The 23,512-nt window shown below is 42.8% G+C and carries 20 protein-coding genes; 15 read left to right on the forward strand and 5 right to left on the reverse strand.

Annotated elements, in window-relative coordinates; translation table 11 throughout:
- The first annotated feature begins 23 nt into the window (after positions 1-23).
- The 5 genes from AB1S55_RS13460 (at position 24) to AB1S55_RS13480 (ending at position 6,115) form a co-directional block, all read left to right on the forward strand.
- Positions 24-1,595 (forward strand): ArnT family glycosyltransferase, encoded by a 1,572-nt coding sequence (locus tag AB1S55_RS13460; RefSeq protein WP_370978699.1) that lies wholly within the window; start codon positions 24-26, stop codon positions 1,593-1,595.
- A 16-nt stretch (positions 1,596-1,611) separates the two neighbouring features.
- Complete coding sequence (locus AB1S55_RS13465; RefSeq protein WP_370978700.1) at positions 1,612-3,978, forward strand: glycosyltransferase family 39 protein; 2,367 nt, start codon at positions 1,612-1,614, stop codon at positions 3,976-3,978.
- Positions 3,971-4,666, forward strand: coding sequence for a phosphatase PAP2 family protein (locus AB1S55_RS13470; protein ID WP_370978701.1), 696 nt, complete (start codon positions 3,971-3,973; stop codon positions 4,664-4,666). Before AB1S55_RS13465 ends, AB1S55_RS13470 begins: the two co-directional genes overlap by 8 nt.
- 41 nt (positions 4,667-4,707) lie before the next feature.
- Entirely contained in the window at positions 4,708-5,505 is a 798-nt protein-coding gene (locus AB1S55_RS13475) for a YdiY family protein (protein WP_370978702.1), read from the forward strand.
- Between the two features lie 100 nt (positions 5,506-5,605).
- Positions 5,606-6,115 carry a hypothetical protein gene (locus tag AB1S55_RS13480; RefSeq protein ID WP_370978703.1) on the forward strand — a complete coding sequence of 170 codons (510 nt, stop codon included), beginning with the start codon at positions 5,606-5,608 and terminating at the stop codon, positions 6,113-6,115.
- Positions 6,116-6,193: 78 nt separating this feature from the next.
- Here the strand turns inward: AB1S55_RS13480 and AB1S55_RS13485 are convergent, their stop codons facing one another.
- Positions 6,194-6,469, reverse strand: a complete 276-nt coding sequence (locus AB1S55_RS13485) for a hypothetical protein (RefSeq protein WP_370978704.1) — start codon at positions 6,467-6,469, stop codon at positions 6,194-6,196.
- A 29-nt stretch (positions 6,470-6,498) separates the two neighbouring features.
- Positions 6,499-6,843, reverse strand: coding sequence for a hypothetical protein (locus AB1S55_RS13490; protein WP_370978705.1), 345 nt, complete (start codon positions 6,841-6,843; stop codon positions 6,499-6,501).
- A 261-nt stretch (positions 6,844-7,104) separates the two neighbouring features.
- On the opposite strand from AB1S55_RS13490, the gene dhbA reads away from it, so the two are divergent.
- Positions 7,105-7,884 carry a 2,3-dihydro-2,3-dihydroxybenzoate dehydrogenase gene (gene dhbA, locus AB1S55_RS13495; RefSeq protein ID WP_370978706.1) on the forward strand — a complete coding sequence of 260 codons (780 nt, stop codon included), beginning with the start codon at positions 7,105-7,107 and terminating at the stop codon, positions 7,882-7,884.
- A 64-nt stretch (positions 7,885-7,948) separates the two neighbouring features.
- Positions 7,949-9,211 carry an enterobactin transporter EntS gene (entS, locus tag AB1S55_RS13500; RefSeq protein ID WP_370978707.1) on the forward strand — a complete coding sequence of 421 codons (1,263 nt, stop codon included), beginning with the start codon at positions 7,949-7,951 and terminating at the stop codon, positions 9,209-9,211.
- On the opposite strand, the gene AB1S55_RS13505 is transcribed toward entS, so the two are convergent.
- Positions 9,208-9,939, reverse strand: coding sequence for a 4'-phosphopantetheinyl transferase (locus tag AB1S55_RS13505; protein ID WP_370978708.1), 732 nt, complete (start codon positions 9,937-9,939; stop codon positions 9,208-9,210). The two genes, entS and AB1S55_RS13505, sit on opposite strands and share 4 nt — an antisense overlap.
- 91 nt (positions 9,940-10,030) lie before the next feature.
- The gene (locus AB1S55_RS13510) at positions 10,031-12,004 is read right to left on the reverse strand and encodes a TonB-dependent receptor domain-containing protein (RefSeq protein WP_370978709.1); all 1,974 of its coding nucleotides are present in this window, start codon (positions 12,002-12,004) and stop codon (positions 10,031-10,033) included.
- A 53-nt stretch (positions 12,005-12,057) separates the two neighbouring features.
- Here AB1S55_RS13510 and AB1S55_RS13515 point away from each other — a divergent pair, with 53 nt between their 5' ends.
- The 8 genes from AB1S55_RS13515 (at position 12,058) to AB1S55_RS13550 (ending at position 22,762) form a co-directional block, all read left to right on the forward strand.
- Entirely contained in the window at positions 12,058-12,192 is a 135-nt protein-coding gene (locus AB1S55_RS13515) for a hypothetical protein (protein WP_370978710.1), read from the forward strand.
- 478 nt (positions 12,193-12,670) lie between these two features.
- Positions 12,671-14,014 carry an isochorismate synthase gene (locus tag AB1S55_RS13520; protein WP_370978711.1) on the forward strand — a complete coding sequence of 448 codons (1,344 nt, stop codon included), beginning with the start codon at positions 12,671-12,673 and terminating at the stop codon, positions 14,012-14,014.
- Positions 14,011-15,705, forward strand: a complete 1,695-nt coding sequence (locus tag AB1S55_RS13525) for a (2,3-dihydroxybenzoyl)adenylate synthase (protein ID WP_370978712.1) — start codon at positions 14,011-14,013, stop codon at positions 15,703-15,705. Before AB1S55_RS13520 ends, AB1S55_RS13525 begins: the two co-directional genes overlap by 4 nt.
- Positions 15,705-16,400: an isochorismatase family protein gene (locus AB1S55_RS13530; protein ID WP_370978713.1), complete on the forward strand. Its 696-nt coding sequence runs from the start codon at positions 15,705-15,707 to the stop codon at positions 16,398-16,400. The genes AB1S55_RS13525 and AB1S55_RS13530 overlap by 1 nt, the downstream gene beginning before the upstream one ends.
- Positions 16,394-16,648 carry a phosphopantetheine-binding protein gene (locus tag AB1S55_RS13535; RefSeq protein WP_370978714.1) on the forward strand — a complete coding sequence of 85 codons (255 nt, stop codon included), beginning with the start codon at positions 16,394-16,396 and terminating at the stop codon, positions 16,646-16,648. Before AB1S55_RS13530 ends, AB1S55_RS13535 begins: the two co-directional genes overlap by 7 nt.
- Entirely contained in the window at positions 16,645-20,622 is a 3,978-nt protein-coding gene (locus tag AB1S55_RS13540) for an amino acid adenylation domain-containing protein (protein ID WP_370978715.1), read from the forward strand. Before AB1S55_RS13535 ends, AB1S55_RS13540 begins: the two co-directional genes overlap by 4 nt.
- Positions 20,623-20,633: 11 nt before the next feature.
- Positions 20,634-21,629 carry a hypothetical protein gene (locus AB1S55_RS13545; protein WP_370978716.1) on the forward strand — a complete coding sequence of 332 codons (996 nt, stop codon included), beginning with the start codon at positions 20,634-20,636 and terminating at the stop codon, positions 21,627-21,629.
- A 62-nt stretch (positions 21,630-21,691) separates the two neighbouring features.
- On the forward strand, positions 21,692-22,762 hold the full coding sequence (locus tag AB1S55_RS13550; protein ID WP_370978717.1) for a hypothetical protein: 1,071 nt from the start codon (positions 21,692-21,694) through the stop codon (positions 22,760-22,762).
- 169 nt (positions 22,763-22,931) lie between these two features.
- Here AB1S55_RS13550 and AB1S55_RS13555 read toward each other — a convergent pair whose 3' ends face one another.
- The gene (locus tag AB1S55_RS13555) at positions 22,932-23,405 is read right to left on the reverse strand and encodes a DUF1348 family protein (RefSeq protein ID WP_370978718.1); all 474 of its coding nucleotides are present in this window, start codon (positions 23,403-23,405) and stop codon (positions 22,932-22,934) included.
- Positions 23,406-23,512: the final 107 nt, after the last annotated feature.

The raw sequence follows: 23,512 nt of genomic DNA on the forward strand, positions 1-23,512 counted from the left end.
AGTTAGCCTATATAGAGAATCGCGTGAACGCTCGAGTCCAATCTTTCTTATATTCACCTTGGTTTATTGTTTTATGTACAGGGCTTAGCTTTTGGCTAGGCTTAGGTGCTTTACCACTCTTTGATTTAGATGAAGGAGCGTTTACTGAAGCCACACGTGAAATGCTCGCAAGTGGCGTTTATTCAGCTACCTATCTCGATGGTGAGCCACGTTACGACAAACCCATTTTCTTTTATTGGATTCAAGCTCTCAGCATCAAAACCTTAGGCTTTAACGAGTGGGCATTTCGTATGCCTTCGGTTTTGGCAGCCTGCCTTTGGGCTTGGGCTGTTTTTTTGTTTGTTAAAGAACAGCTAGGTCGTGAAAAAGCCCAAATAGCCACCCTATTTCTTGTTAACTGTTTATGGGTAGCCTTAATTGCGCGCTCAGCAATTGCTGATGCCTTACTGAATTTATTTCTAACCCTTACCTTTTTTGATATCTGGCGTTACATACAAACAGGCAAGCAAAAATATGCTCTGCGTTTGTACCTATGGATGGCCTTGGGCACCTTAACTAAAGGCCCTGTAGCCGTTGCGGTTCCTTTAGTTGTCAGTTTTATCTACCTAGTCAGCAGCAAAAGCCTCAAACAACACTGGTCTTGCTACTTTAATTTCAAAGGCTGGTTTGTCTATGCCTTAGTGGTTTCCCCTTGGGTTATCGCCGTCAGTCTTGAACAGGGTTACGGCTTTTTTGAAGGTTTTATCCTCGAGCACAATTTAAAGCGTTTTTCTGACACTCGAGAAAGCCATGGTGGCAGCTTATTCTATTACGTTGCTGTCTTGCCTTTGATTATCTTGCCATTAACAGGTTTGCTAGGCCCTGTTTTCGCAAAAGCCAAACAGCATTGGCAGGGTCAGCTTAGCCGCTACTTAGTGTTGTGGTTTTGTGTCATCTTTTGTTTGTTTTCATTTTCAAAGACACAGCTGCCTCACTACATTCTTAACAGCTTTGTGCCACTAATCATTCTTATGTGTGCCCTGAGTAAGCTTGAAAACAACTATCGCTGGGCCATGGTTTTCCCTGTACTGTTTTCAGCTTTGCTTATCTTTTTACCTGAATTACTAGGCACTGCGGCCGATTCCAGTAAGGGCTTTGATCAAGCCACATTAGCAAATTGGCAACAAGCGCTACCTGAGTATTATCGAGTTTGGGCAATCGTTTTGTTTGTACTTATGATTGCCCTGACTTTTGCGCCTAAGCTTGCCACATGGCAGCGTATTAGTTTGGCGGGTTTAAGCTTAAACACCTTGTTTTTTACTGTGATAGTAACGGTTATTTTTAATCTGCAACAAGCGCCCATTCAGGACATGATTCGAGTAAGCCAAGAGCAGTATTCAGGTGAGCCTGTAGTGGCTTACCGCATGCATATGCCTACCTTTAGTGTCTATCGTAAAGAAATCACCGAGTTACGCACACCCGCGCTCGGCGAATTATCTCTTGTTCGTATTGATCGCTTAAAACGGCTTGAGGATGAAGTAAGCCCTCTTGCAGTTAATCAATTACATAAAAGTGGCGGCCTAATTCTAGTGCGTGTCGTCGAAGCTCACCACTAGATACAAGGAATGCATCTTGTTAGCTGTTATTAGCCATTATTTTACTTTTGTAAAAACGCACTTTCTTAGCGAGCTACAGCACGGTCGCGAGCAAGCACTGCAACAAAATAAAAAAACTGCCCAAGCACTGCTTATTTTTGTAGCGCTTGCTTGGTTATGTGCAGCGGTCTTACTTGTCACAGGTGGTTACCACAGTGCATTTTTAAGCATTAATGCAATGGGCGCACATTTTAGCCCCGCCTTACTGCACCACCTCACAAGCTTTGGTGACGGTGTCTTTATTCTCTCACTTTTATTACTGCTTGCACATAGACGAATCCCCCTGCTCTACTGCATTCTTATTGCAGGCGTTACGGCCGGCATTATTGCCCAGTTGATTAAGCGCAGCCTCAATATAGAACGCCCACCTGCTGTGCTTGATCACAATACCTTCCACTTGGTGGGCAAAGCCTTAAAAAGTAAAAGCTTTCCATCGGGGCACACCACCACCGCATTTTTAACTGCATCGGTCTTGATGTTGTTTAGCGACAAACTGTGGCAAAAACTCCTGTTAGCGGCAGTGGCCATTCTTGCTGGCCTTAGCAGAATATGGCTTGGCGTTCACTGGCCAATTGATGTACTTGTAGGGGCAGGCATTGGTAGCGCAGTGGGTGTTTGGGCTTGGTATATCACCCAAAAACGGCAGGCTCGTATTTCCGCAGGCTCGATTATCTTTGCCTTAAGCCTGTTATTTATTGCCGGTTTTGTAGCGCTCTTTGATAAGAACGATTACCACTTTGCCCAGTGGATGATCTCTCTGATTGCTATTATTGGTCTCTGGAAAGCCACTAAATTTTACTTTATTGGTCAGGGCTCTCATCACTCACAAACACCAATACCCGTATTGCAAGGGATACAAGACAAGTTAAAAAGTCCTGAGTTTGTATTTTATGGCTTCTTACTGATATTAACCGCCTATCGCATAGTGGTTATTACCCAGCCTCACCTCACCCTGTTTTACGATGAGGCCTATTATTATCATTGGTCGCTTAATCCAGACTTTGGTTATTACAGCAAACCACCGATGGTTGCGTGGTTTATTGCTCTGAGCACCCAACTCTTTGGGGCCTCTGTGACCAGCGTAAAGCTTGCTGCACCACTACTTTATTCTGCGACTGCATGGTTAGTCTTTATTTCAACACGCCGCTTAGCAAACAGTGAAAGCGCGCTTGTCGCAGGTTTAATACTGCTAGTCGCTCCCATTGTTGGTTTTAATTCTGAATTTATAACCACCGATGCACCTCTGTTTTTATTCTGGGCCTTAAGCTTGTATTGCTTTATTCGAGCGCTAGAGCAGAACAAGCTGCTTTGGTGGTTAAGCTTAGGGCTTGCCTGCGGTTTAGGTATGCTAAGCAAGTACACCATGGCGCTTTTACCGGCCTCAATTTTTGCTTATCTTTTAATTGATTCAGACAAAAGAAAACTTCTACTTAATTACAGGCCTTGGCTTGCGGCAATACTTGCAGGCCTACTCTTTGGCCTGAACCTTTGGTGGAACAGCCAGCACGAATGGATTGCATTTGCCCATACCTCTGAAATTTCTCAACAGGATAAAAACAGCCTCAATCTAATAGGCTTTATTGAGTTTGTACTTGGTCAACTGTTTGTCCTAGGGCCTATTGCTTGCTATATGCTTTGGCGTGTGCGCAAGAGCTTAAAACAGGCATTAAGCTTAGACAGCGAGCTGCGCAGTAAAGTACTAATGCTGATCTGCGTGGCACTTGGTATTCTATTGGTTATTAGCTTACAGGCCCTTAGCTCACGAGCATTTATAAACTGGGCTGCGCCTTGGATTATTGGCGCGTCGATGTTGATTGGCCTCTTATGCCACTTTACAAATGGCTACTCAAAACTTATACGCCTTACTTGTTTAAGCCAGCTCTTATTGCTTTCGTGTTTTTACCATTGGCCTCAACTGCAAAGCTATCTAGGAATTGAAGCGACTAAGCGCAACACCCCTTATCAGCGGGTACTTGGTTGGGAAGAAATGGCTCAACAATTAAGCCCTTACCTTGAGCGTCACCCCAGTGCTGTACTAGCAAGTGACGAACGGGACTTACTTGCCTACCTTGGTTTTCATGCACAACCAGGTGAAGACCGGCTTTACCGCTGGAACTCAAATAAAGATAATGTGCGTGATCACTACGATTTAAAATACAACTTACGTGAACTTACAGGCAGCCAGCAAGACATTATCTTTGTTGCTAAACACCCCTTAAGTGCCAGCCAATTAGCGCGTTTCGAACACTCGAGCTATCTAGCCAAGCTGCATCAATTTGTGCTGAAAGGCAAAGAGCACACTGTATTTGTTTATTATTTACAAGGCTTTAAAGGATATGAATAAGCCCATCAACACGACTCCTGCTCCGAGCCTGTTAAGCTGCTTAGCTCCTTACGGAATAGGCGCCGCTTTTGTTGCCTGCCTGATCTTCTTTTTGGTTTTTCCAAATTTAGATATAGATATTAGCGCCTACTTCTATGACAACGGCTTTTACTGGAACGATAATCTATTGATTCGCGCTATATATTGGTTTTTTGCCAAGATTCATGCGCTTATTTTACTCGTGCTTATAGCTTTGTGTATTTATTACGCAAAAAAGCATCGTCGTAATGATAAACTTGCGGCCGTTTTTTTATTGAGCAGCCTTATTCTCGGCCCAGGTATCTTGGTCAACTTGGTACTTAAAGACAACAGCCTTGGCCGCCCTCGCCCCGTACATGTGCAAGAGTTTGGTGGCGATGCTAACTACAGTAAACCACTTTATTACAGTGGTGAATGCAAACGAAACTGCTCCTTTGTCAGCGGCCATGCCTCTATTGGCTTTTATTTAATGGCACTGTACTGGATTAATAGAAAAAAACGCTGGTTAATTGGTGGTATTGCCTTAGGCCTTGCCATTGGATTAACCCGAATCATGCAAGGTGGACACTTTTTTAGTGACGTAATCTTAGCTGGTTGGGCTGTGTACTTTGTGTGCGTTGGCCTCGACAAACTGATTCTTAATAGACGCAGTCACACTGCCTCTAACTAACACTTACTCATCTTAACTACTTTATCCTGGGGGACGAACGGATGAAAAAATTATTAGCAATGAGCCTTGGTGGCGTAGCTATCGGCGCAGCCCTTCCAAGCTTTGCAGAAGACGCAGAGGTTGTACCAAGCACTGTTGAGTTTGGTCTGATTATGACAACCGGTAATACCGAAACCAGCTCTATTACAGGCCGTGCGGATATTCATCAAGATCTTACCAACTTCCGTAATCACTTCGTGATCGAAGGTTTGCAGTCAAAAGACGAGGTTGATATTGAAGACGCAGATACAGGCGTAACCTATAAAGGCGAGCGCACCACTGCCGAAAAATACTTTATGTCTGCACAGTCAGATTACAAACTGAATGACGAGTACATGGGTCTATTTGGTTTTGCTTCTTACGAGCAAGATAAATTTACCGGTTATGAATACCAGTCAACACTCGCTATCGGTTTTAGTGATCGAGCTCTTAACTTCAGCAAAGGTCATCTAGACTATAGCGTGGGTCCGGGTGCCGCGTTTGCTGAAACAGAAGATAGCATTGATGCTAACGGTGAGTTCCTTCCAGGCGAAGCCAGCACCAATCCTATTCTTCGTGGTTCACTTAACTTCCTATACAACATCAGCGAAACCTCAGCGTTTACTCAAACCTTTGCAAGTGACATAGGTGTACAAGAACACCAAAACACCAAAAGTAAATCTGAAACCGCTATTACCGCACGTATTATTGGCAGCCTAGCGATGAAAGCCGCCTATGTTGTTGATCACAACACTCACGTACTTGCTGGTAAGAAGCATGCCGATACACAAACATCGATTACTCTTGTGTACAGTTTCTAAACCTAGCATGTAACTAAGCCCGCAGTTGCGGGCTTTTTTTTGCCAATTTTTTGAATACTGTTATTCTGTTTTTATCTCAACTTACAGCGAATGGAATCCCATGAAAAACACGTTTCTACAAACGCTTGCCGCGCTAGGCTTAGGTATCAGCTTAGTACTTTCACAGACTGCACTTGCCGACCCTTTTGCTAAAGGCTCCAAACGAGTCGGTGTGACCTTAGGCTCAGGCAGTAGTTTTAATGAAGATTACCTAATTCTTGGTGTAGGTGGTGGTTATTTTGTAACGAAAGGTTTGGAGTTAGGCCTTGAAGGCCAAGCATGGCTCAACGGCGACCCTAGCATTTACGAGATCACCCCTACCGCGACCTATATAGTCACCCAGCTTGGTAAATTCAAACCGTACGCAGGTGTCCTTTACAAGCAAACCTTTATTGATGGCCTAGATGATCAACAAGCCTATGGCGGTCGCGCCGGTGTTATATTAGATGCAACATCAAAGATGTACGTTCGAGCAGGTGTTGTGCAAATGAAATATCAAGACTGTACCGAGACTCGCTTTGTGAGTTGTACAGAAACCTACCCCGAACTTGCTTTGATGTTTTCTCTATAAGACTAAAGTGGGGTTATTAATAATGAGCCCCACCTTCTTCAGCTTTACACAACCTAAATTTGAATAGCTTTTGTCGTATTAACCACGCTTAATACGCACAACTTTCATCACTTCAAAAGGTATACCGGCAACGCTTTCTTGATCAACATAATAAGTAAGGTTGACTCGAGCGCCTTTCAGGTTTTGATAATTACCTTTACGTTTAAACTTAAACGGCACATCACAGCCTTCTATCATCAGCGTATGTAAAACCCACTCAGCGCTATCTCGCTGAACATGGCTGACAACCTTCATCAACTCAGAATGAATAAGCTCTCGATTTTTTTCTACTAATTTTTTAGGATCAGACTGCATCGGTTTTATGATCTATGTTTATATCAAGTTTAAGAGAAGTAGTTTTTCATCCACTCATAGAGTCGATCATCGCTCAACTCGCTAAGAGCTAGCAGCTCAAATTCGTCTGCAGGGTCTTGCTCAATATAAGAGAACTGAAAACGCACAATCGCGGGCATCTCATCTTGCAGAATAATGATAATACGCTTACCCGACTTTAAGCAGTCGATTGTCATGGTGTCGGCATTAATGCCCATGCCTCGTAACTTGCGGCTTACCCCCACAACAGGATTGATATCGCTAAAGTCACTCTGAATACGAGCATGTGCGTTTGAGGCACAGTCTGACAAAAGCTCTAAAGGGTCTTTTTCTTGGCTATTACTAATGCTATTCATAAAATCATCGTTATTAAATCTAAACTCATTATCTCAGTATTAATACTAAAGATCATTTTCAATTTAAGTATGCTGTCGACATATTAAGCTAAAACAAACAAATTCTTTATTAAGTCTCTTTATAGTTACTAACACCTTTAGCTCCTAAGCATAATATTAATTGACAGACACACGCCAACTCAAACTATAATGATAATTATTATCAAATGAGCAAGGGCTGATTCAGTGCCCTAGTACAAACTTCAAAAGAGACTTAGGTCCATGCAAGAACAGCCGGTAACTGACTCTAGTGCATTTAATTTTAGTGACAAGCGAATATGGGTAACGGGGGCAGGACGCGGTATAGGGCTTGAAACAGCAAAGGCCTTTTGCCAAGCAGGTGCCACAGTCACAGGCTTTGATCTCGCTTTTGAAGAACAACACTACCCCTTTAGCACTTGCTTGTTAGATTTACGCTCACCAGAGCAAATAGCTTGTGTATGCCAAGATAAACTCAATAAAGATAAACAAGTAGACGTACTTGTTAATGCTGCGGGTGTCTTACGACTTGGCAATTTAGATGAATTAAGTGGCGATGATTGGCAGGCCTGCTTAGATGTTAATGTGTCCTCAGTGTTTTATTTAGTACAGCAACTAAATAAAACATTTAAGCAACAAAAAAACAGCGTCATTATTAATATTGCCTCAAATGCTGCTCGAGTACCACGCATGAAAATGGCGGCTTACTGCGCATCCAAGGCAGCATTAGAAAGTTTAAGTCACTGCATAGGTTTAGAGCTCGCCGAATACGGCGTACGCTGTAATTTAGTGTCACCCGGATCAACAAACACCCCAATGCTGCAGTCTATGCTGGCCGACGAAGACGCTCTGGCTCGGACCTTAAAAGGCTCGCTAGCCACATACAAAAACGGCATCCCACTTGGCAAGCTTGCCCAACCTAAAGACATTGCCAGCAGCGTATTATTTCTTGCATCCGACATGGCAGGTCACATTACCCTTCAAAATCTAGTTATCGATGGAGGCGCAACACTGTCAGCTTAAATGCATTGTTCAAATGCTTACGGATAAAAAACGCCCTACTTCTAGTTCGCCTTAAAAGTACATTATGAATAAAAAAATACTGCTCGATTGTAGTTTAATCCTAAGCAACGCCCACTTCAGAGCCGTTTTTATTGCTCGAACCATATCACTATTAGGCTTAGGATTGTTGGTGGTTGCCTTACCCAAACAGGTTTACGAAATAAGTGGTGATACCTTACAGGTTGGGCTTGTACTCGCACTTGAAGGCGCAGGGCTTTTTGCTGGTTTACTTTTAGGGGGAGTCTTAGCAGACCGTTACGATCGTAAAAAACTTATCGTATTGGCACGTAGTATTTGTGGTCTGGGTTACGCTACTCTAACCGTAAATGCGCTCTTTGCCCAAGCATCCCTTTCTGTTATATACACCTTTTCACTATGGAACGGTTTTTTTGGCGCGCTTGGTATTAGCGCATTATTAGCAAGCATGCCCCACATTGTAGGCCGAGAAAAACTATTAGAAGCTCGAGCAATCAGCATGCTTTCAATGCGCCTTATTGGTATTGCAGCACCAGCCCTTGCCGGCTTAATCATTAGCCTTGGCAGTGTCGCTTGGGCCTATGGACTCACTACACTGGGCACAATCATCACAGTCATATCTCTATTGCATTTACCCTCTATGCGGCCGAGCAGACAAGTAGATCACGTCCAGCCAATAACAGCTTTATTTGATGCTTTAAAATACATATGTAATCAGCCACTTATTCGAAGTCTAGTTATTATGGGAGCACTGATAAGCGCTAGTACAGCCATTAGAATTTTCTTTCCCGAACTGGTTGCGCAATATTTTAGCAATCAAGCTTGGGTACTTGGTTTATTTTATGCAGCTGTTCCCGCTGGCGCTGCATGTGGCGCGTTTCTCAGTGGCTGGGCTCAAAACATCAAACGGCCTGGAAAAACTATGACCTGGGTGAGTATTGCAGTATTTACCTGTGTCGTGGCATTTGGTCTAACATTCAGCCTAACGACCGCCTACTTATGGCCGACATTATTGTGCTTATTTGTCTTCGGCTACTTAAATACAATAGCCTCACTTTTACAATACACCTTACTACAAGCGCACACACCTGATCATTACTTAGGGAGAGTGAACGGGCTTTGGACGGCACTAGATGCAGGAGGTGATTCATTGGCCATGTCTGGCGCTGCCATATTGGCAAAAATCGCTGGCACAACACTAAGCATAGTCAGCATCGGCACCATTGCATTAGCCATAAGCGCTACGATAATGAGCCTCTCCAGCCCTTTACGCAGAGCATGCTTTGAGCCGGCTTTAGAGGCTAAGAATTAATTACAAGAGAGCTGATACACGCAGGTGACGATATAGCCTTCCCATATAATAAATCGGCCAGCTATTTTTTTATGACGAGGTAAGTTATGAGCTAACTCTTTACTTAAGCTTAAAGTAAACGAGCCTTTAGTTGGCTCTAGCTCAACTAACTCAGCCGCTTTAAAATCAAAATAACAAGCAACTGAATAATATAGAGCCTTAAATAAACTTTCCTTTGCTGAAAAGACCAAGCTTAAAGAAACAGTTTTGTCTATTGATCCAAGCATCGCAGCGCTATTTATCAGTTGTTCTTCAGAAGGGCTCAATAAACTGGTTTTAATATCGCCCGAGATAGCAGAAACATCGTCAATACACTCTAAATCTACGCCTAAATAATCTAGCCTTGTGCTTTCTGCCATTGCACAGATGGCAACACCGTTACAGTGAGAAATACTTGCATGCACACCCGTAGGCCAACTAGGAGAGCGATGGGTGCCTATAGGTACTTGTAAGTTTTTATAATTAAAATATTTTAGCGCAAGAGAGGCGCAATAACGCCCAGCAAGAAAGTCGGATTTTCGTTTGTTTCTGGATTTCTGTAAGGATGCTGGGAAATCAATTAAAAGTTCTAAAAAAAGATCGTCTTTATAATGAGCTAGAGCATAGTCGCAAGTAAAAAATTGAATAAACTCAGAAACAGGCTGACCAAGATTAAAGTTAGAAGCAAGAGTATTTGGCTTTATGAACATAAGAAGCAATTGCAGCTCTTATAAGAAGCCACTAATTGAAAATCATTATCAGCCCCTTAACATCGGTTAAAGGGGCTGATACCTTTAAAAATTAGAAAGAGTAACCTGCACTTAGATATACGGATTGGCCGCGCTCCAAGTAATCAAAGTTTTCATCTTCTTCAAACAATAAAACATTATTTAAATTAGTCACGCCCAGCTTAACATTAAAGCTATCAGTAATATCCAGGCTTCCCCCTAAATCTACAACACCGTAGGAAGGCACTTTCTCAGCAGAAATAGTTTGCTCACCGACATAACGATATGAAACGAATGTCGATAAATTAGAAATAACCTGCCAATCCAGTTTTACATTAGCAGAGCTCTCTGGCACATAATCAAGGTCTAAATCTGTATCTGTGTCTTTCGCATCTGTCACTGTGTAATTAGCGGATAAACGCAAACTATCAATAATATCTACAGAGGCATCAAATTCCCAACCTTTGTATTCTGCTTTTGACAAATTAATATAACTAATCATCGGTGTAACACCGTCACCGGGGTAAATGCCAACCATGGTTGTCGCATCACGATAAAGCTTGTCAGTCACCTCATTATGGAAATAACCACCACCAAAACTCCAGCGATCTGCCTGATATAAAGCACTTAATTCATACGCGGTGTTTTTCTCTGGATCTAGATCTGGGTTACCCGTTAAATAACACTGGTTTCTACAGCTGATGACCGTATAACCTTCCGTATACTGGAACAGCTCAGGTGCTTTAAAGCCAGAACCGACACCACCTTTAATCACTAAATTATCCGTAGCGCTGAAAACCACATAAGCTCGAGGACTAAAATGAGTACCGTAATCTTCGTGATTATCCACACGCCCACCTAAAGTGAAGCCTAAACGACCAAAATCCAACTCACCCTGAACAAAAGCGGCGCTTTGTGAAATTGTCTCAGCACCAAAGGGCATATCCCTGTCACTAGCAAGCTCGGTTGTACGATATTCAGCACCATAAGAAAGCAGATGCTTACCTAACTTAGAGTTAAATAGAACATCAATATTATTATTGGTCTGCGTAGCATTCGCTGTACCGTCTGGTGTACGTGTATCTCCAGCGTAGGCTGTACTCTGATCAAGCAGCTCAAACTCTTCATACGAGTAACGCACTTGAGAATCGGCCCAATCAAACTTGCCTTTATAAGCTAGATTGACAGTTAAACGATCACTTTCTTGCTGAGTATTCTGTAAGGCAGGGCCACGATACCAATCGTATTCACGCTGATCCTCTACCTTAGTTAGATCAAACTTCAAACTCTGTGTGTCTGATAGCAAGTAATCCAAGCCCACTAAGATAGAACTCGCTTCTTTTCCTTCAATTCCTGAGTTAGCAGAGGCTGGCTCAGGGTATACAAGCCACTCATCGCGGTCATAATAATCGACAGCTATCTTAGCCAAGAGCTTGTCTTTCACAATGGCGCCAGAAGCATAGCCACTGACACGAGTTTGATCACCGCCCTCACCCTCTTGCATTAATGACTTTTCAGCTCGAATGTCACCAGTCCAATCTTCTGACGATTGCTTGGTAATGATATTTACCACACCACCCATAGCATCGGAACCATAGAGTGAGGACATTGGCCCGCGAATGACTTCAACACGCTCAATTGAATCTAAAGGAATGCTTGAAAGATCAAAATCATTACCACGAATCAAGGCATTAGCTGACCCAGTACGATTTCCGTTAATTAAGATTAAGGTGTAGCTAGATTCTAAACCACGGATACGCACAGCACTTCGGCCAGAACTACCATTACGTTGAAGCGTTAAGCCAACACTGTGTTCTAAGGCCTCACCAATATTGGCAACCGGCATACTTTGAATGTCCTCAGCTGTAATCACGCTAACCGAAGCTGGTGCCGTTGCTAAGTCATGCTCGGTTGTTGTTGCCGTTACCACCATTTGCTCTACATCACCTTTACCATCAACATTTGCTTGCGCAGCTGCTGATACAGCTGACATCGCCAGTACAGAACAAGCCAGAGCCAAAGGCTTATGTGTAAATTTAACTATCATTGTTTTCCCTTAATCGTAAGAATTCATGCCCTAACGGAGCAGTAAAAATAGGTATGGCAAAGCCTCAAGTTAAATACAAGCTAGTAGAGCGTCTTGCTCAGATTAAACCGAGTATGCCAGCTAATGACGAGCAGCATTTACCCACACTTAATGCAAATGATAACACTTCTCATATGCATTACAAATAGCACTGACTTGATTTGTGACAGCATTTAGGGCGAATAACAGCAATTTAGTACAAATGCAGACCTATTTTTAGAAGAAGCTAGCCCCTCTTCCCCATAAGCCCGCGCTAAATAAATACTATGGCCGTGATGGATGCCAAGTAATTAACCTGCGTGTCAAACCGATTAAACTTAGCCAAAAAACAGTAAGGTTTAGACTTTCCCTATAAAAACCTTACTTCGTAATAAAACACAGCTTAAGCCGCCACGTATATCAGCAGCATCAATGAGAGACATCGAAGTCGGAGCTGCTTAGTTTTTTGAGATATTAAGCAGGACTGAAAGCTATCCGCTATGCATCCACAGAGGCTGCCCCCCAAAAAAGTTGGCGTCATTTATTCCAGAATTTCACATCATCACACATACGATCAATTCTCATTTGCCCTTACATTATCATTTGATGTACTGTTGAAAATCCTCAGCGTACCAAGGTCAACGGATAATGAAACGAACTATGCTAGGCAGCGCTCAGATGGCGCAAGCTATCGAAGACTACCAACAACACAGTAAGCCATTTTTCTTTAGTAATGGATCTATGGCGCTGCTGGGAATAGGAAAACAAAAATCATTAAATGTAAAAACCTGCTTTTCTAATCTTGATAGTAAGGTTAGAGAACTATTAACTGATTCAAAAACGCCACAATGCGACAATCCCGTAGCACTTGGCATCATCCCTTTTTGCGAGTCGGAGACAGCAAAATTTATAGTGCCGGAACAACTTTATGTGGCCTCTTCCTTACGGCCCGAGCACTTAAAAACCAAGCAGCCCACACCCACCCAGCCACCGTCTATAGCTCCTGAGCCTAAGCCCAGTGACTACACTGATGCCGTCCAAAAAGCGCTGAAGGAAATGACTAAAGGCCGTTTTGAAAAAGTGGTGCTTTCGCGCGCGCTCACGATACAAAGCCGCGAACCTATCGCCTTAAACAATTTACTAGCAACATTGCTTAAGCAAAATAGCAAAGGCTATACATTTTGTGCCGAAATTGGTGAAGGAGAAAATAAAAACAGTTTAATTGGCTCCAGCCCTGAACTATTAGTATCAAGAAAAGGCAGGCAAGTCTGCTCAAACCCTCTAGCAGGATCACGTAAACGCGATATAGAAGAAAATAAAAACGAGACTCTTTCTTTTAGCCTACTTGAAAGTGACAAAGATCTTCGTGAGCATTCTCTTGTGGTTGAGGCGGTTGAAAACACACTGCAAAACCATTGCAGTAATTTATACTCGCCCATGTTGCCATCGGTAATTTCCACCCCTTCTATGCTGCACTTATCCAGCTATTTAGAAGGTACCTTGCAAAATGAAAGCACCAGTGTCTTAAAACTTGCTACAGACCTCCACCCTACGCCTGCAGTATGTGGTTTCCCTAAAGAGGCCGCCAAACAATTTATAGACCAGCAAGAACCATTTGATCGCCGTTATTTTACCGGCTTAGTAGGTTGGGTTGACTCTCGAGGAAATGGTGAATGGGTGGTTGTCATCCGTAGCGCTGAAGTCAGCGAGTTTTCAGTAAAAGTATTTGCTGGTGCCGGTATTGTCGAAGGATCTATACCCAATGATGAACTCGATGAAACCGGCAATAAAATGCGCACTATTCTAAATGCTCTGAATATCAGCCTAGACTCTGAAGGAAAGCCAAAAAAACCATCTGACGGCGTTAATTTAAATAGGACCAAAGAAGCTGAAACAACAAAATTAAATCGAATTAAGATTCTTAGTAAAGCTAAAGAGGCGGCTCAATCTTTCCATAAAAAAGTAACTATCAAAAATGAGGAGCGTGTATGAATAAGCAAGCTTCTGATGCAGCACTCTTCAGCAATTGGCCCGAAGCAGAACAGCGATATTATAGAGAGCAAGGTTTTTGGAAAGACATTAGCATATGCCATGAATTAGATCGCCGAGCCAAATCCCATCCAGAATCTAATGCTATTATTTGTGGCGAGCGAACCTTTACCTATCGCCAACTCCACCAACAAATTGATACTTTAGCGGCTGCATTTATTGACTTAGGCTGTCGTTTTGGTGATCACGCGGTTATACACCTGCCTAATATCGCTGAATTCTATATTGTGTATCTAGCACTACTTAAAATTGGTGTAAAACCTGTATTAGCGTTATCTGCCCATAGAGAAAGTGAATTAGAGTATTTCTTCAAAGCCAGTCGCGCAAAACTAATTATCACCGCCAACCAATTGGGCTTCAGTGCACTTGAGTGCCTAAACAACATGCAATTCGAAAGCCCAAACGAAGTAGTCAAAGTGGTGTGCAATGGGCCAGACAGTTGCAGTAATCATAAAATTATATTTTCTGAAGAATTACTTCAATCGAAAAACACGGTACATATCAATGATTTATTGAGTCGAAATACGACTAAATCCGTCAAACTCCCTACTGAAGCAGAGCTTATTGAGCAAGGCTTTTCTTTTTTCCAGCTATCAGGTGGTACTACGGGCTTACCAAAGCTGATTCCTCGCACCCATAACGACTACTGGTATAGCCTGACAAAAAGCGCTGAGGTTTGTAAATTTGATAGTTCAACTCGCTATTTATGCGCCCTGCCCCCCTCGCATAATTTCCCACTAAGCTCCCCTGGTGCTCTGGGCTGTTTTAGTACTGGCGGCTGCGTTGTCATGGCTCACGATCCAAGCGCACAAACAGCATTTGAGTTAATTGAAAAGCATCAAGTCACCGTGGCAGCTTTAGTGCCTCCGCTAGCCCTTTTATGGCTAGACCTAGTGCAAGAGCAGCGCTGGAACCTCAACTCATTGAAACTACTGCAAGTTGGTGGTTCCCGCTTAAGTAACAATGCCGCCAAGCGTGTTCTAGAACACTTCAACTGCCAACTGCAACAAGTGTTTGGTATGGCTGAAGGCTTGGTTAATTACACTCGTTTGGACGACCCTACAAGTGAAATAATACAAAGCCAAGGTCGCCCAATGTGCGACGCTGATCAAGTTAAAATCGTTGATGAACGTGGCAACAAGGTTGAGCAAGGTGAAAGTGGCATATTACTTACCAAAGGCCCTTATACCATTTGCGGATACTACGATGCGCCAGAGCACAATGCCAGAAGCTTTAATGCCGAGGGCTACTATATTACTGGTGACATAGTTCGGCTAACCGAGCACGGCAACATTCAAGTTGTAGGTCGAGACAAAGACCAGATTAATCGTGGCGGTGAAAAAATTGCTGCAGAAGAAATAGAAAATCACCTACTTAGCCACCCCGATATTCACAACGCAGCACTAATAGCGGTAGATGACGACTATTTAGGCGAAAAAAGTTGCGCCATCCTCGTTTGCCCTAGCATCAAACCCAAAGCACATCAAATTAAGAAATTCTTACGCGGTAAAAGGTTAGCCAACTTCAAAATACCTGATCGCATTGAATTTATAAATGAACTCCCCAAGACCCCAGTTGGGAAAATTAATAAAAAACAACTTGCACAGCAATTTTCAGAATCAAAGGAAGTGTAATGGCCATTCCACGTATAGCCCCCTATCAACTAAATGATATTTTGGAATACAAAAGCAATAAAGTTGATTGGCAAGTCGATACCAACAAGTGTGTTTTACTTGTTCACGATATGCAGCAGTACTTTATTGATTTTTATGATAAAAGCCAGGAGCCTATCCCAAGCTTAATTAAGAACATAAAAGCCATTATTGATGCCTGCCACGAAGCTGATATCCCTGTTGTCTATACCGCTCAGCCAGGAGATCAAACAGTAGAGCATCGAGCCTTACTAAGCGATTTTTGGGGGCCAGGTTTAAAAGCAGATGAAAGACTTACTCGAATCCTTCCAGAGCTAGCACCTAAACCTTCTGATACGGTGCTCACAAAATGGCGTTACAGTGCTTTTCAACGTTCAGACTTTCTAGAACGTTTTCACAACTGGAAAAGAGACCAATTAATCGTTGTTGGTGTCTACGCACATATTGGTTGTTTGCAAACCTGTATGGAGGCGTTTATGTCCGATATTAAAGCATTTATGGTCAGTGATGCCGTAGCAGATTTCAGCCCCGAAGAACATGCTATCGCCTTAGATCTTGTCGCAGGTCGTTGCGGCATGATTACACACACTCAGGCATTACTACAATCGCTTAAAAAAAACGTAAAAAATAGACAAGAGCCATTAGAAGATAAAAGAAAGGAAGCCCTTCCATGTTAGCAAGCTACCAAGAGTTTGAAGCAGCGATCGCTGAGTTATTAGACGTTGATCTTGAAGACCTAGCGGGCTATGAAGACAGCCTGCTAGATTTCGGCCTAGATTCTGTACAGATCATGTCCTTAGTCGGCAAACTTGAACTACAGGGAATACAAGTAAGCTTTATAGAACTGGCCGCCAATGTCGAACTAAGTACATGGTGGAATTTATTATCTAAAAAGAAAGAGAATAACAGCGGAGAAGCGGCATGAATATCAAGGTTGACGTTCAAGATTTTATCGATACAGAGCAAAACCCAAAGCTGCAACCACTGACCGACTCTCAGTCTGGAATTTGGTTTGCACAGTGTCGCGACCCTGATAATCCTATCTATAAAACCGGTGAATATATCGTCATTGATGGGCAGCTTGATTGCGATGTCCTCGCAAAGGCCATCGAGATCACGATAAATGAAGTTGACTCTTTGCACGCCCAATTTGTTACAACCACCGAAGGTCCGCGAATGTATGTTCAACGCAAACCTTGGCAGGTATTGCGACTGGATTACAGTAAGCGCAATAAGGCGATGGATGAAGCTATTAGCTGGATGAAAGGACAGCTACGTGAGCCCGTAAACTTAGAAACAGGCCCCTTATTTGGAATGAGCTTGTTAAAAATGAGTGAGTTAAAGCATATTTGGTTTTTCTCGCTTCACCATATTGCTATTGACGGCTATAGCATGTCACTCATTGCGTCTCGAGTGGCGACTATTTACAACAAATTAATGAATAATCAACTCATTGATGATATTCAACTGGTTTCTCAAGATGCGCTGTTAGCCGAAGACGATAACTACAAAGCCTCTGGGAAATATGAAAAAGATCGCCAGTTTTATTTAAATCGCTACGAAGATCACAACGATACGATCAACCTTGCAGGTAAACCAACGGTCACCTCTGATTTCTTCTGGCGTAAAAAAGGCAAAATGGAAAGTGAAGTAAAGGAAGACATGAGCCAACTTGCCTCCTTCTGTAGAGTGCACTGGTATAGCGTTATGATTAGTGCAATGGCCAGTTATGTCCATAGAATGACGCGCAGTAAAGACGTGGTGCTTGGTGTACCACTTATGGGCCGATTGGGCTCTGTTGCCATTCAAACTCCGGCTATGCGGGTAAATATATTACCGGTAAGAGTTAGTTTTGAAGATGGCATGTCAATTAAAGAGCTCATTAAGTCCGTCAATAAAGAATTTGCCAACGTTCGCCGCCATCAAGGTTATCGCTATGAAGAACTTCATCGGGAGCTAAACTTAGTAAAAGATAATCGCAACCTCTTTGGCCCGTTAGTTAATATCATGCCTTTTCAGTATGACTACGATTTTAATGGATCAGAAGCAAAAGCTTACAACCTCAGCGCAGGCCCTGTTGATGACATGTCTTTTTATTGTTATGAACAAGATAGCTTTCTCAATATTGATATCGATGCCAACCCTGCACTGTATTCTGAAGTTGAACTTGCTCAGCACCAAAGGCGCATGTTCAGTTTTATGGCTGAATTTTTTAAACACGGCTGCAATGAAAACAGCGAAGCTGCAACCATAAGTGAGCTACCCTTACTTATAGACGATGAAAAAGAAAGATTAATACATACTTGGAATAACACCGAGCATAAACTACAAAGCGAAACTCTCGCCTCCCTCTTACAAAAGCAAATAATAAGCAGCTCAGATGCTACAGCCTTAATATTTGAAGAACAAAGCTATAGCTTTAATGAGTTAGCGAAAAAGGTTAATGCTTGTGCCCACTGGCTCATTGCTCAGGGCATGCAAAAAGGCGATCGTATTGCGGTGATGCTGCCAAGAAGTGTTGAACTGATCATCGTACAGCAAGCCACTATTAAGTGTGGCGCCATTTATGTACCTATTGATCCAGACTACCCTGAAGCGCGGATTGCCTATATCTTGCAAAGCGCCAAAGCTAAATTTGTTTTTTCTAACAGTGCCGTTTGCCAAGCTTTGCCTGAACAAACAAGTAGCATTTTGGTTGACGATCCGAAGCTAAAACAACAGTGGCAAAAACAAGCAACAACAGAACCTAACAGCTTAGTTAAGCTTAATGACGAAGATCCAGCGTATATCATTTATACCTCTGGCTCCACAGATAAGCCTAAAGGCGTGGTGATTAGTCATAAGGCTGTCGTTAATCGTTTATTGTGGATGCAAGATAGCTATACCATCGACTCAAGTGATCGAGTGTTACAAAAAACACCTGCGGGCTTTGATGTGTCTATATGGGAGTTTTTCTGGCCAATGATAACGGGCGCAACATTAGTACTTGCCAAACCTGAAGGCCATAAAGATCCAAACTATCTCGCTGAGCTTATCGCTAAAGAAAAAATCACCACCATGCACTTTGTGCCGTCGATGCTACAGGTATTTGTGCAGCAAGCTAAGGCTGAGCTATGTACATCCTTAAGGCAGGTTTTTTGTAGTGGTGAAGCCCTGCCCGTTGAACTAGTTAATGATTATTACCAAAATTTTAAGGCAAGGCTACATAACCTATACGGGCCCACTGAAGCGGCTATTGACGTTACATATTGGCCCTGCCAAGCAAACGAAGACCACCTTTCTGTACCTATTGGCTTTCCTGTTTGGAATACCCAGATTTATATACTCGATGAAAAACTTCAACCTGTACCTCCCGGTGTTGTGGGTGACCTCTATATTGCGGGTGATCAGCTTGCCTTGGGCTATTTTGAGCAAGAGGAATTAACTAAAGAGCGCTTTATCAATAACCCATTTGCTGAATCTGATGACGCTCGTATGTATCTAAGTGGAGATTTAGCTCGCTGGCGTGAAGACGGTGCCATTGAATACTGTGGTCGCAGTGACTTTCAGGTGAAAATTCGCGGCTTCCGAATTGAGCTTGAAGAAATAGAACACGCCCTAGCTCAGATCCCGGAAGTATTACAAGTAGCCGTGCTCGCCCAAGAATACAGTGCTGGCGACAAGCGCTTAGTTGCCTACGTCAATCATGAACAAGGCGAAGAGATGGACGTGCTGGCCTTACAAAAAATCATCGCGGACAAACTTCCTGAATACATGGTACCGGGCTACTTTGTGCATATTGATGAATTCCCACTTACGCCAAATGGCAAGCTAGACCGTAAAGCCTTACCCAAACCCGACCTCTCTGGTCAGGTTGGTAGTACCGGCCCGACCAATTTAGTAGAAGAGCGGCTTTGCAAACTTTTTTGCCAGCTACTAGAAATCCCCAATGTGGGCACCGAAGATAACTTCTTTGAACTCGGTGGCCACTCTCTACTCGCCGCGCAATTAATTGCCTACGTAAAAGAAATCATGGGTATTGAGTTGTCACTTGCCGCAGTTTTTGAAGCCCCGACCGTTAAGGGGATTGCAGCCAAACTTGCCGGCACCAATGATGACCAAGCCTTAAATGTTCTGCTGCCTTTACGTAAACGAGAACAGCAGCCAGCACTATTTTGTGTGCACCCTGCCGGTGGGCTTAGCTGGTGTTACGCGGCACTGACTCCAGTTATTCCAAGTTATATCCCGCTCTACGGTGTGCAATCTAAAAACCTAGCCCAGACCGATGAGCCACTACCTGAACACATGATGGACATGGCCGCAGACTATGTTAAAGCCTTGCGCGAGGAGCAAGCTTTTGGCCCTTACCACCTAATGGGCTGGTCCATTGGCGGCATGATCGCTCATGCCATGGCTGCGGTATTACAGCAACAAGGGCAAGAAGTAGGCCTATTAGTTCTACTCGACTCCTACCCGACTGAGCAGTGGCAAACAATGAACCCACCAGGTGAACATCAAGCTTTAGGTGCATTAATACGTATGGCCGGTGTAGAGTTTGATGAAGAAGCTCACAGCAGCTTAAACCGGCAAGAAGTGGTTGATATATTACAAGATGCCGGTAGCTCAATGGCCCACCTTAAAGCCGAGACTATCTCAGCTATGATTGAGGTTGTTATCAATAACAACTCTAGGGTTCGCGATAAAGTCGACTACGTCTACCAAGGTGATATGTTGTTTTTTAATGCCTTAAAGCCTGAAAGTGAAGCCTTCCTTGATCGCAATGGTTGGAATAACTATATGGATGGCAACATCAATGTGATTGAAATTGATTGTATTCACCGCGACATGATGCGCCCTGACAAATTGAAATTTATCGGCGAACACGTTGCTGAAGCTCTTGAAGCATTCAATAACGCATAGATCACTCAGATATGCTTAAACACTTAAATCGTAATTATTTAAAACAAAACTCGGATTTAGCTGAAATCCAGCTAAATCCGATCGATTTTGCTTGTAAAACACTAAGCGAAAATAAAATCTTGGGGTTGGGTGAGGCCCATTGGTATCCAAGCATCTTTTCTTCCATTTGTGACATCATATTTGACGAACGTGTATTAAACACCTGCACAGATATCGTAGTAGAAATGGGAAACATCAAGCATCAAGCCATGCTTGATAGCTATATAGAGTTCACTGATCATATATATAAGGGTGACATCCGCGAAGTGCTATTAGACTCTATTATTTTTCCTGTCTGGTTAGCGCCCCAATATATCAACTTTTTAAAATCAGTCAGAGATATCAACCTACGTAGAAAAAGGGAAAAGAAAACACTTATTCGAATCCATTTAACGGAGGATGAATTTAGCTGGAAGAAGATTAAATCGAAGGCCGACTACATCAAACAAAACAGTAGACGCGATGAGGCTTTGTTTTCAATTATAAAAAACCGTTTTATCGACGAAAACAAACCCACGATTGTACTTGCAGGGGCAAGACACCTACTTAAAAAAAGCCCCAAATTTACCGCCAAGAATGTTCGTCAACTTTGTGATGACTATCAACAAAACCGCTTTGTATCGGTGTGGCCACACTTCCACCTAACGGATCATAGTATCGCTGATGGCTGGAGTCCCCCTACCATAATAAGCTTAGCTTTAAACGGAAAACTCTCTGAATGTCGTTTTACAGACATTAGCTATGGGGGATCAAAAATAAAGCAGATGCCTTTTAAACAGCCGCTGCATGAATTGATTGAAGGCTACCTATATCTTGGTGACGTTGAAAGAGACTTTACTTTTGATGCGCAATACTGGGCTGATCTTGCACCTAGCTACATTGAACAAGCCCGAGCCTACTTAAACCCTAGGCAGATAACACTTATAGAGCCACTGATCTCTTCGTTTAAGCAAATAAGCAATACCTAAAAACCTAAGTCATCCTAGTTTAACACCGTAATATAACCATGCATCATGCTGGAACCCAATTTATGAAACTACAAACGTTGTATATGTTGTTATTAACAAGCTTACTAGCTGCTTGTGACTACCTTCCCTATGAGGCAAAAATAGATTTCGATAACAGTGAGCTTAAAGATATCAGCGCCCACACACAAGCTGTACACACGGCTGTACTAAAGGCGTTTGAAACACATAATGTCGTTGCGATCGGTGATTACCACTGGAATACCCCGGTAATGGAGGCCATTACCCAACTAGTCACTCAGCCCAAGTTCAACAGTAAAATACAGCATATTGTGGTGGAGTTTGGCAATAGTCGCCATCAAGACCTACTTAATCGTTACCTTGAAGGAAAGGATGCTTCAACCAAAGAATTAGAAAAAGTCTATCGAGACTCGCTTTTTTTTACGGCCTGGATGCCAACTGTTTACCAAAACTTTTTCGCCACTGTTCGTCAACATAATCTAAGCGTTGATGCGAGCCAACGAATAAAAATCACCTTAGCTGAAGAGGCCTTTAATTGGGAAAAAACCACCGAGCACAATCAGTGGAAAAAGGCAGCCAGCACAAAAACCGATCATTTCTTTTCAACTGTTAAACAATCTATCGATAAAAAAGAAAAAACATTAATGGTATTTGGTGCCTTCCACATAATAAAGCTACCTACGTCTTTAGCTAAGAACATAGAGAAAGAACAATTACCGTTGGTAACCCGTATTGAGTTAGCCTATCCCGGAGAGGTCTATACCGTATGGCCACTTACAGATCCCACAATTACCCAAGCACTAGCTGAGTTACCAGAACCTAGTATTATATCTGTAACAGACAGTGCGTTAAAAGATGTGAAGTTTATTGATATGTTGCCTAAAGCGCGTATTCGCTTAAGCCGCCTAGATAGTCGAGATCTATTATTATCCGATCTTATCGACGCGGTATTATTTGTTGGCCAAACACAGCGAAAAGATGTACTGCCTGAGTCGGTCTATCAAGACAAGCAATGGCTTGAAGAAATGGATCGAAGAATAAATATTATTGGCGGAAAAATGGAAGGAAAATACAGGGCCATCATCGAAAGCAGTGCGGCCTTGTATTCAAAATAAAGAATAGCCACGGACAAATGTAAAAATCTCAGTACTGCGAAACAGAGAATATCTAGATTAAGCTACTAAGAACCATGCAGTAGGGTCTTTTTGACGAAAGCCTAGTGGCTATGGTGTTAATTTAACCAAGCAGCTAGGCTTCATTGCTCAAAAGCGGATATGTTTACTATTACAAGCCTAGGTCAGACAAACTTGGGTGATCATCTGGTCGGCGCCCTAAAGGCCAATGAAACTTGCGATCAGACTCTAATATTTTTAAATCATTAATACTTGCGTGACGGCTTTGCATCAAACCTTTATCGCTAAACTGCCAATTCTCATTTCCGTAAGAGCGATACCACTGCCCTTGCTCATCATGCCATTCGTAAGCAAAGCGAACAGCAATTCTATTAGCCGATGTTGCCCATAGCTCCTTGATAAGTCGGTACTCTAATTCTTTTTCCCATTTACGTGTTAAAAAGCCAACTATTTCTTCGCGGCCAGATATAAACTCACTGCGATTACGCCATTGGCTATCTTCGGTATAAGCAAGTGCAATACGTTCAGGCACACCCGAATTCCATGCATCTTCGGCTAAACGAACTTTTTGTGCTGCCGACTCTTGGTCGAAAGGTGGAAATGGCGGTTTAGCTTCATCTGTCATGGCTGGCCCTTAAAGAAAATAACACGGAGCCCCCATCATAATTTGAATTCTTATGAATGGAAGTATTTAAAGAAAAATTATCATGAACTCACTGTAATGGAGCAGAT

The sequence above is a fragment of the Agaribacterium sp. ZY112 genome (assembly GCF_041346925.1).
Taxonomy (GTDB): domain Bacteria; phylum Pseudomonadota; class Gammaproteobacteria; order Pseudomonadales; family Cellvibrionaceae; genus Agaribacterium.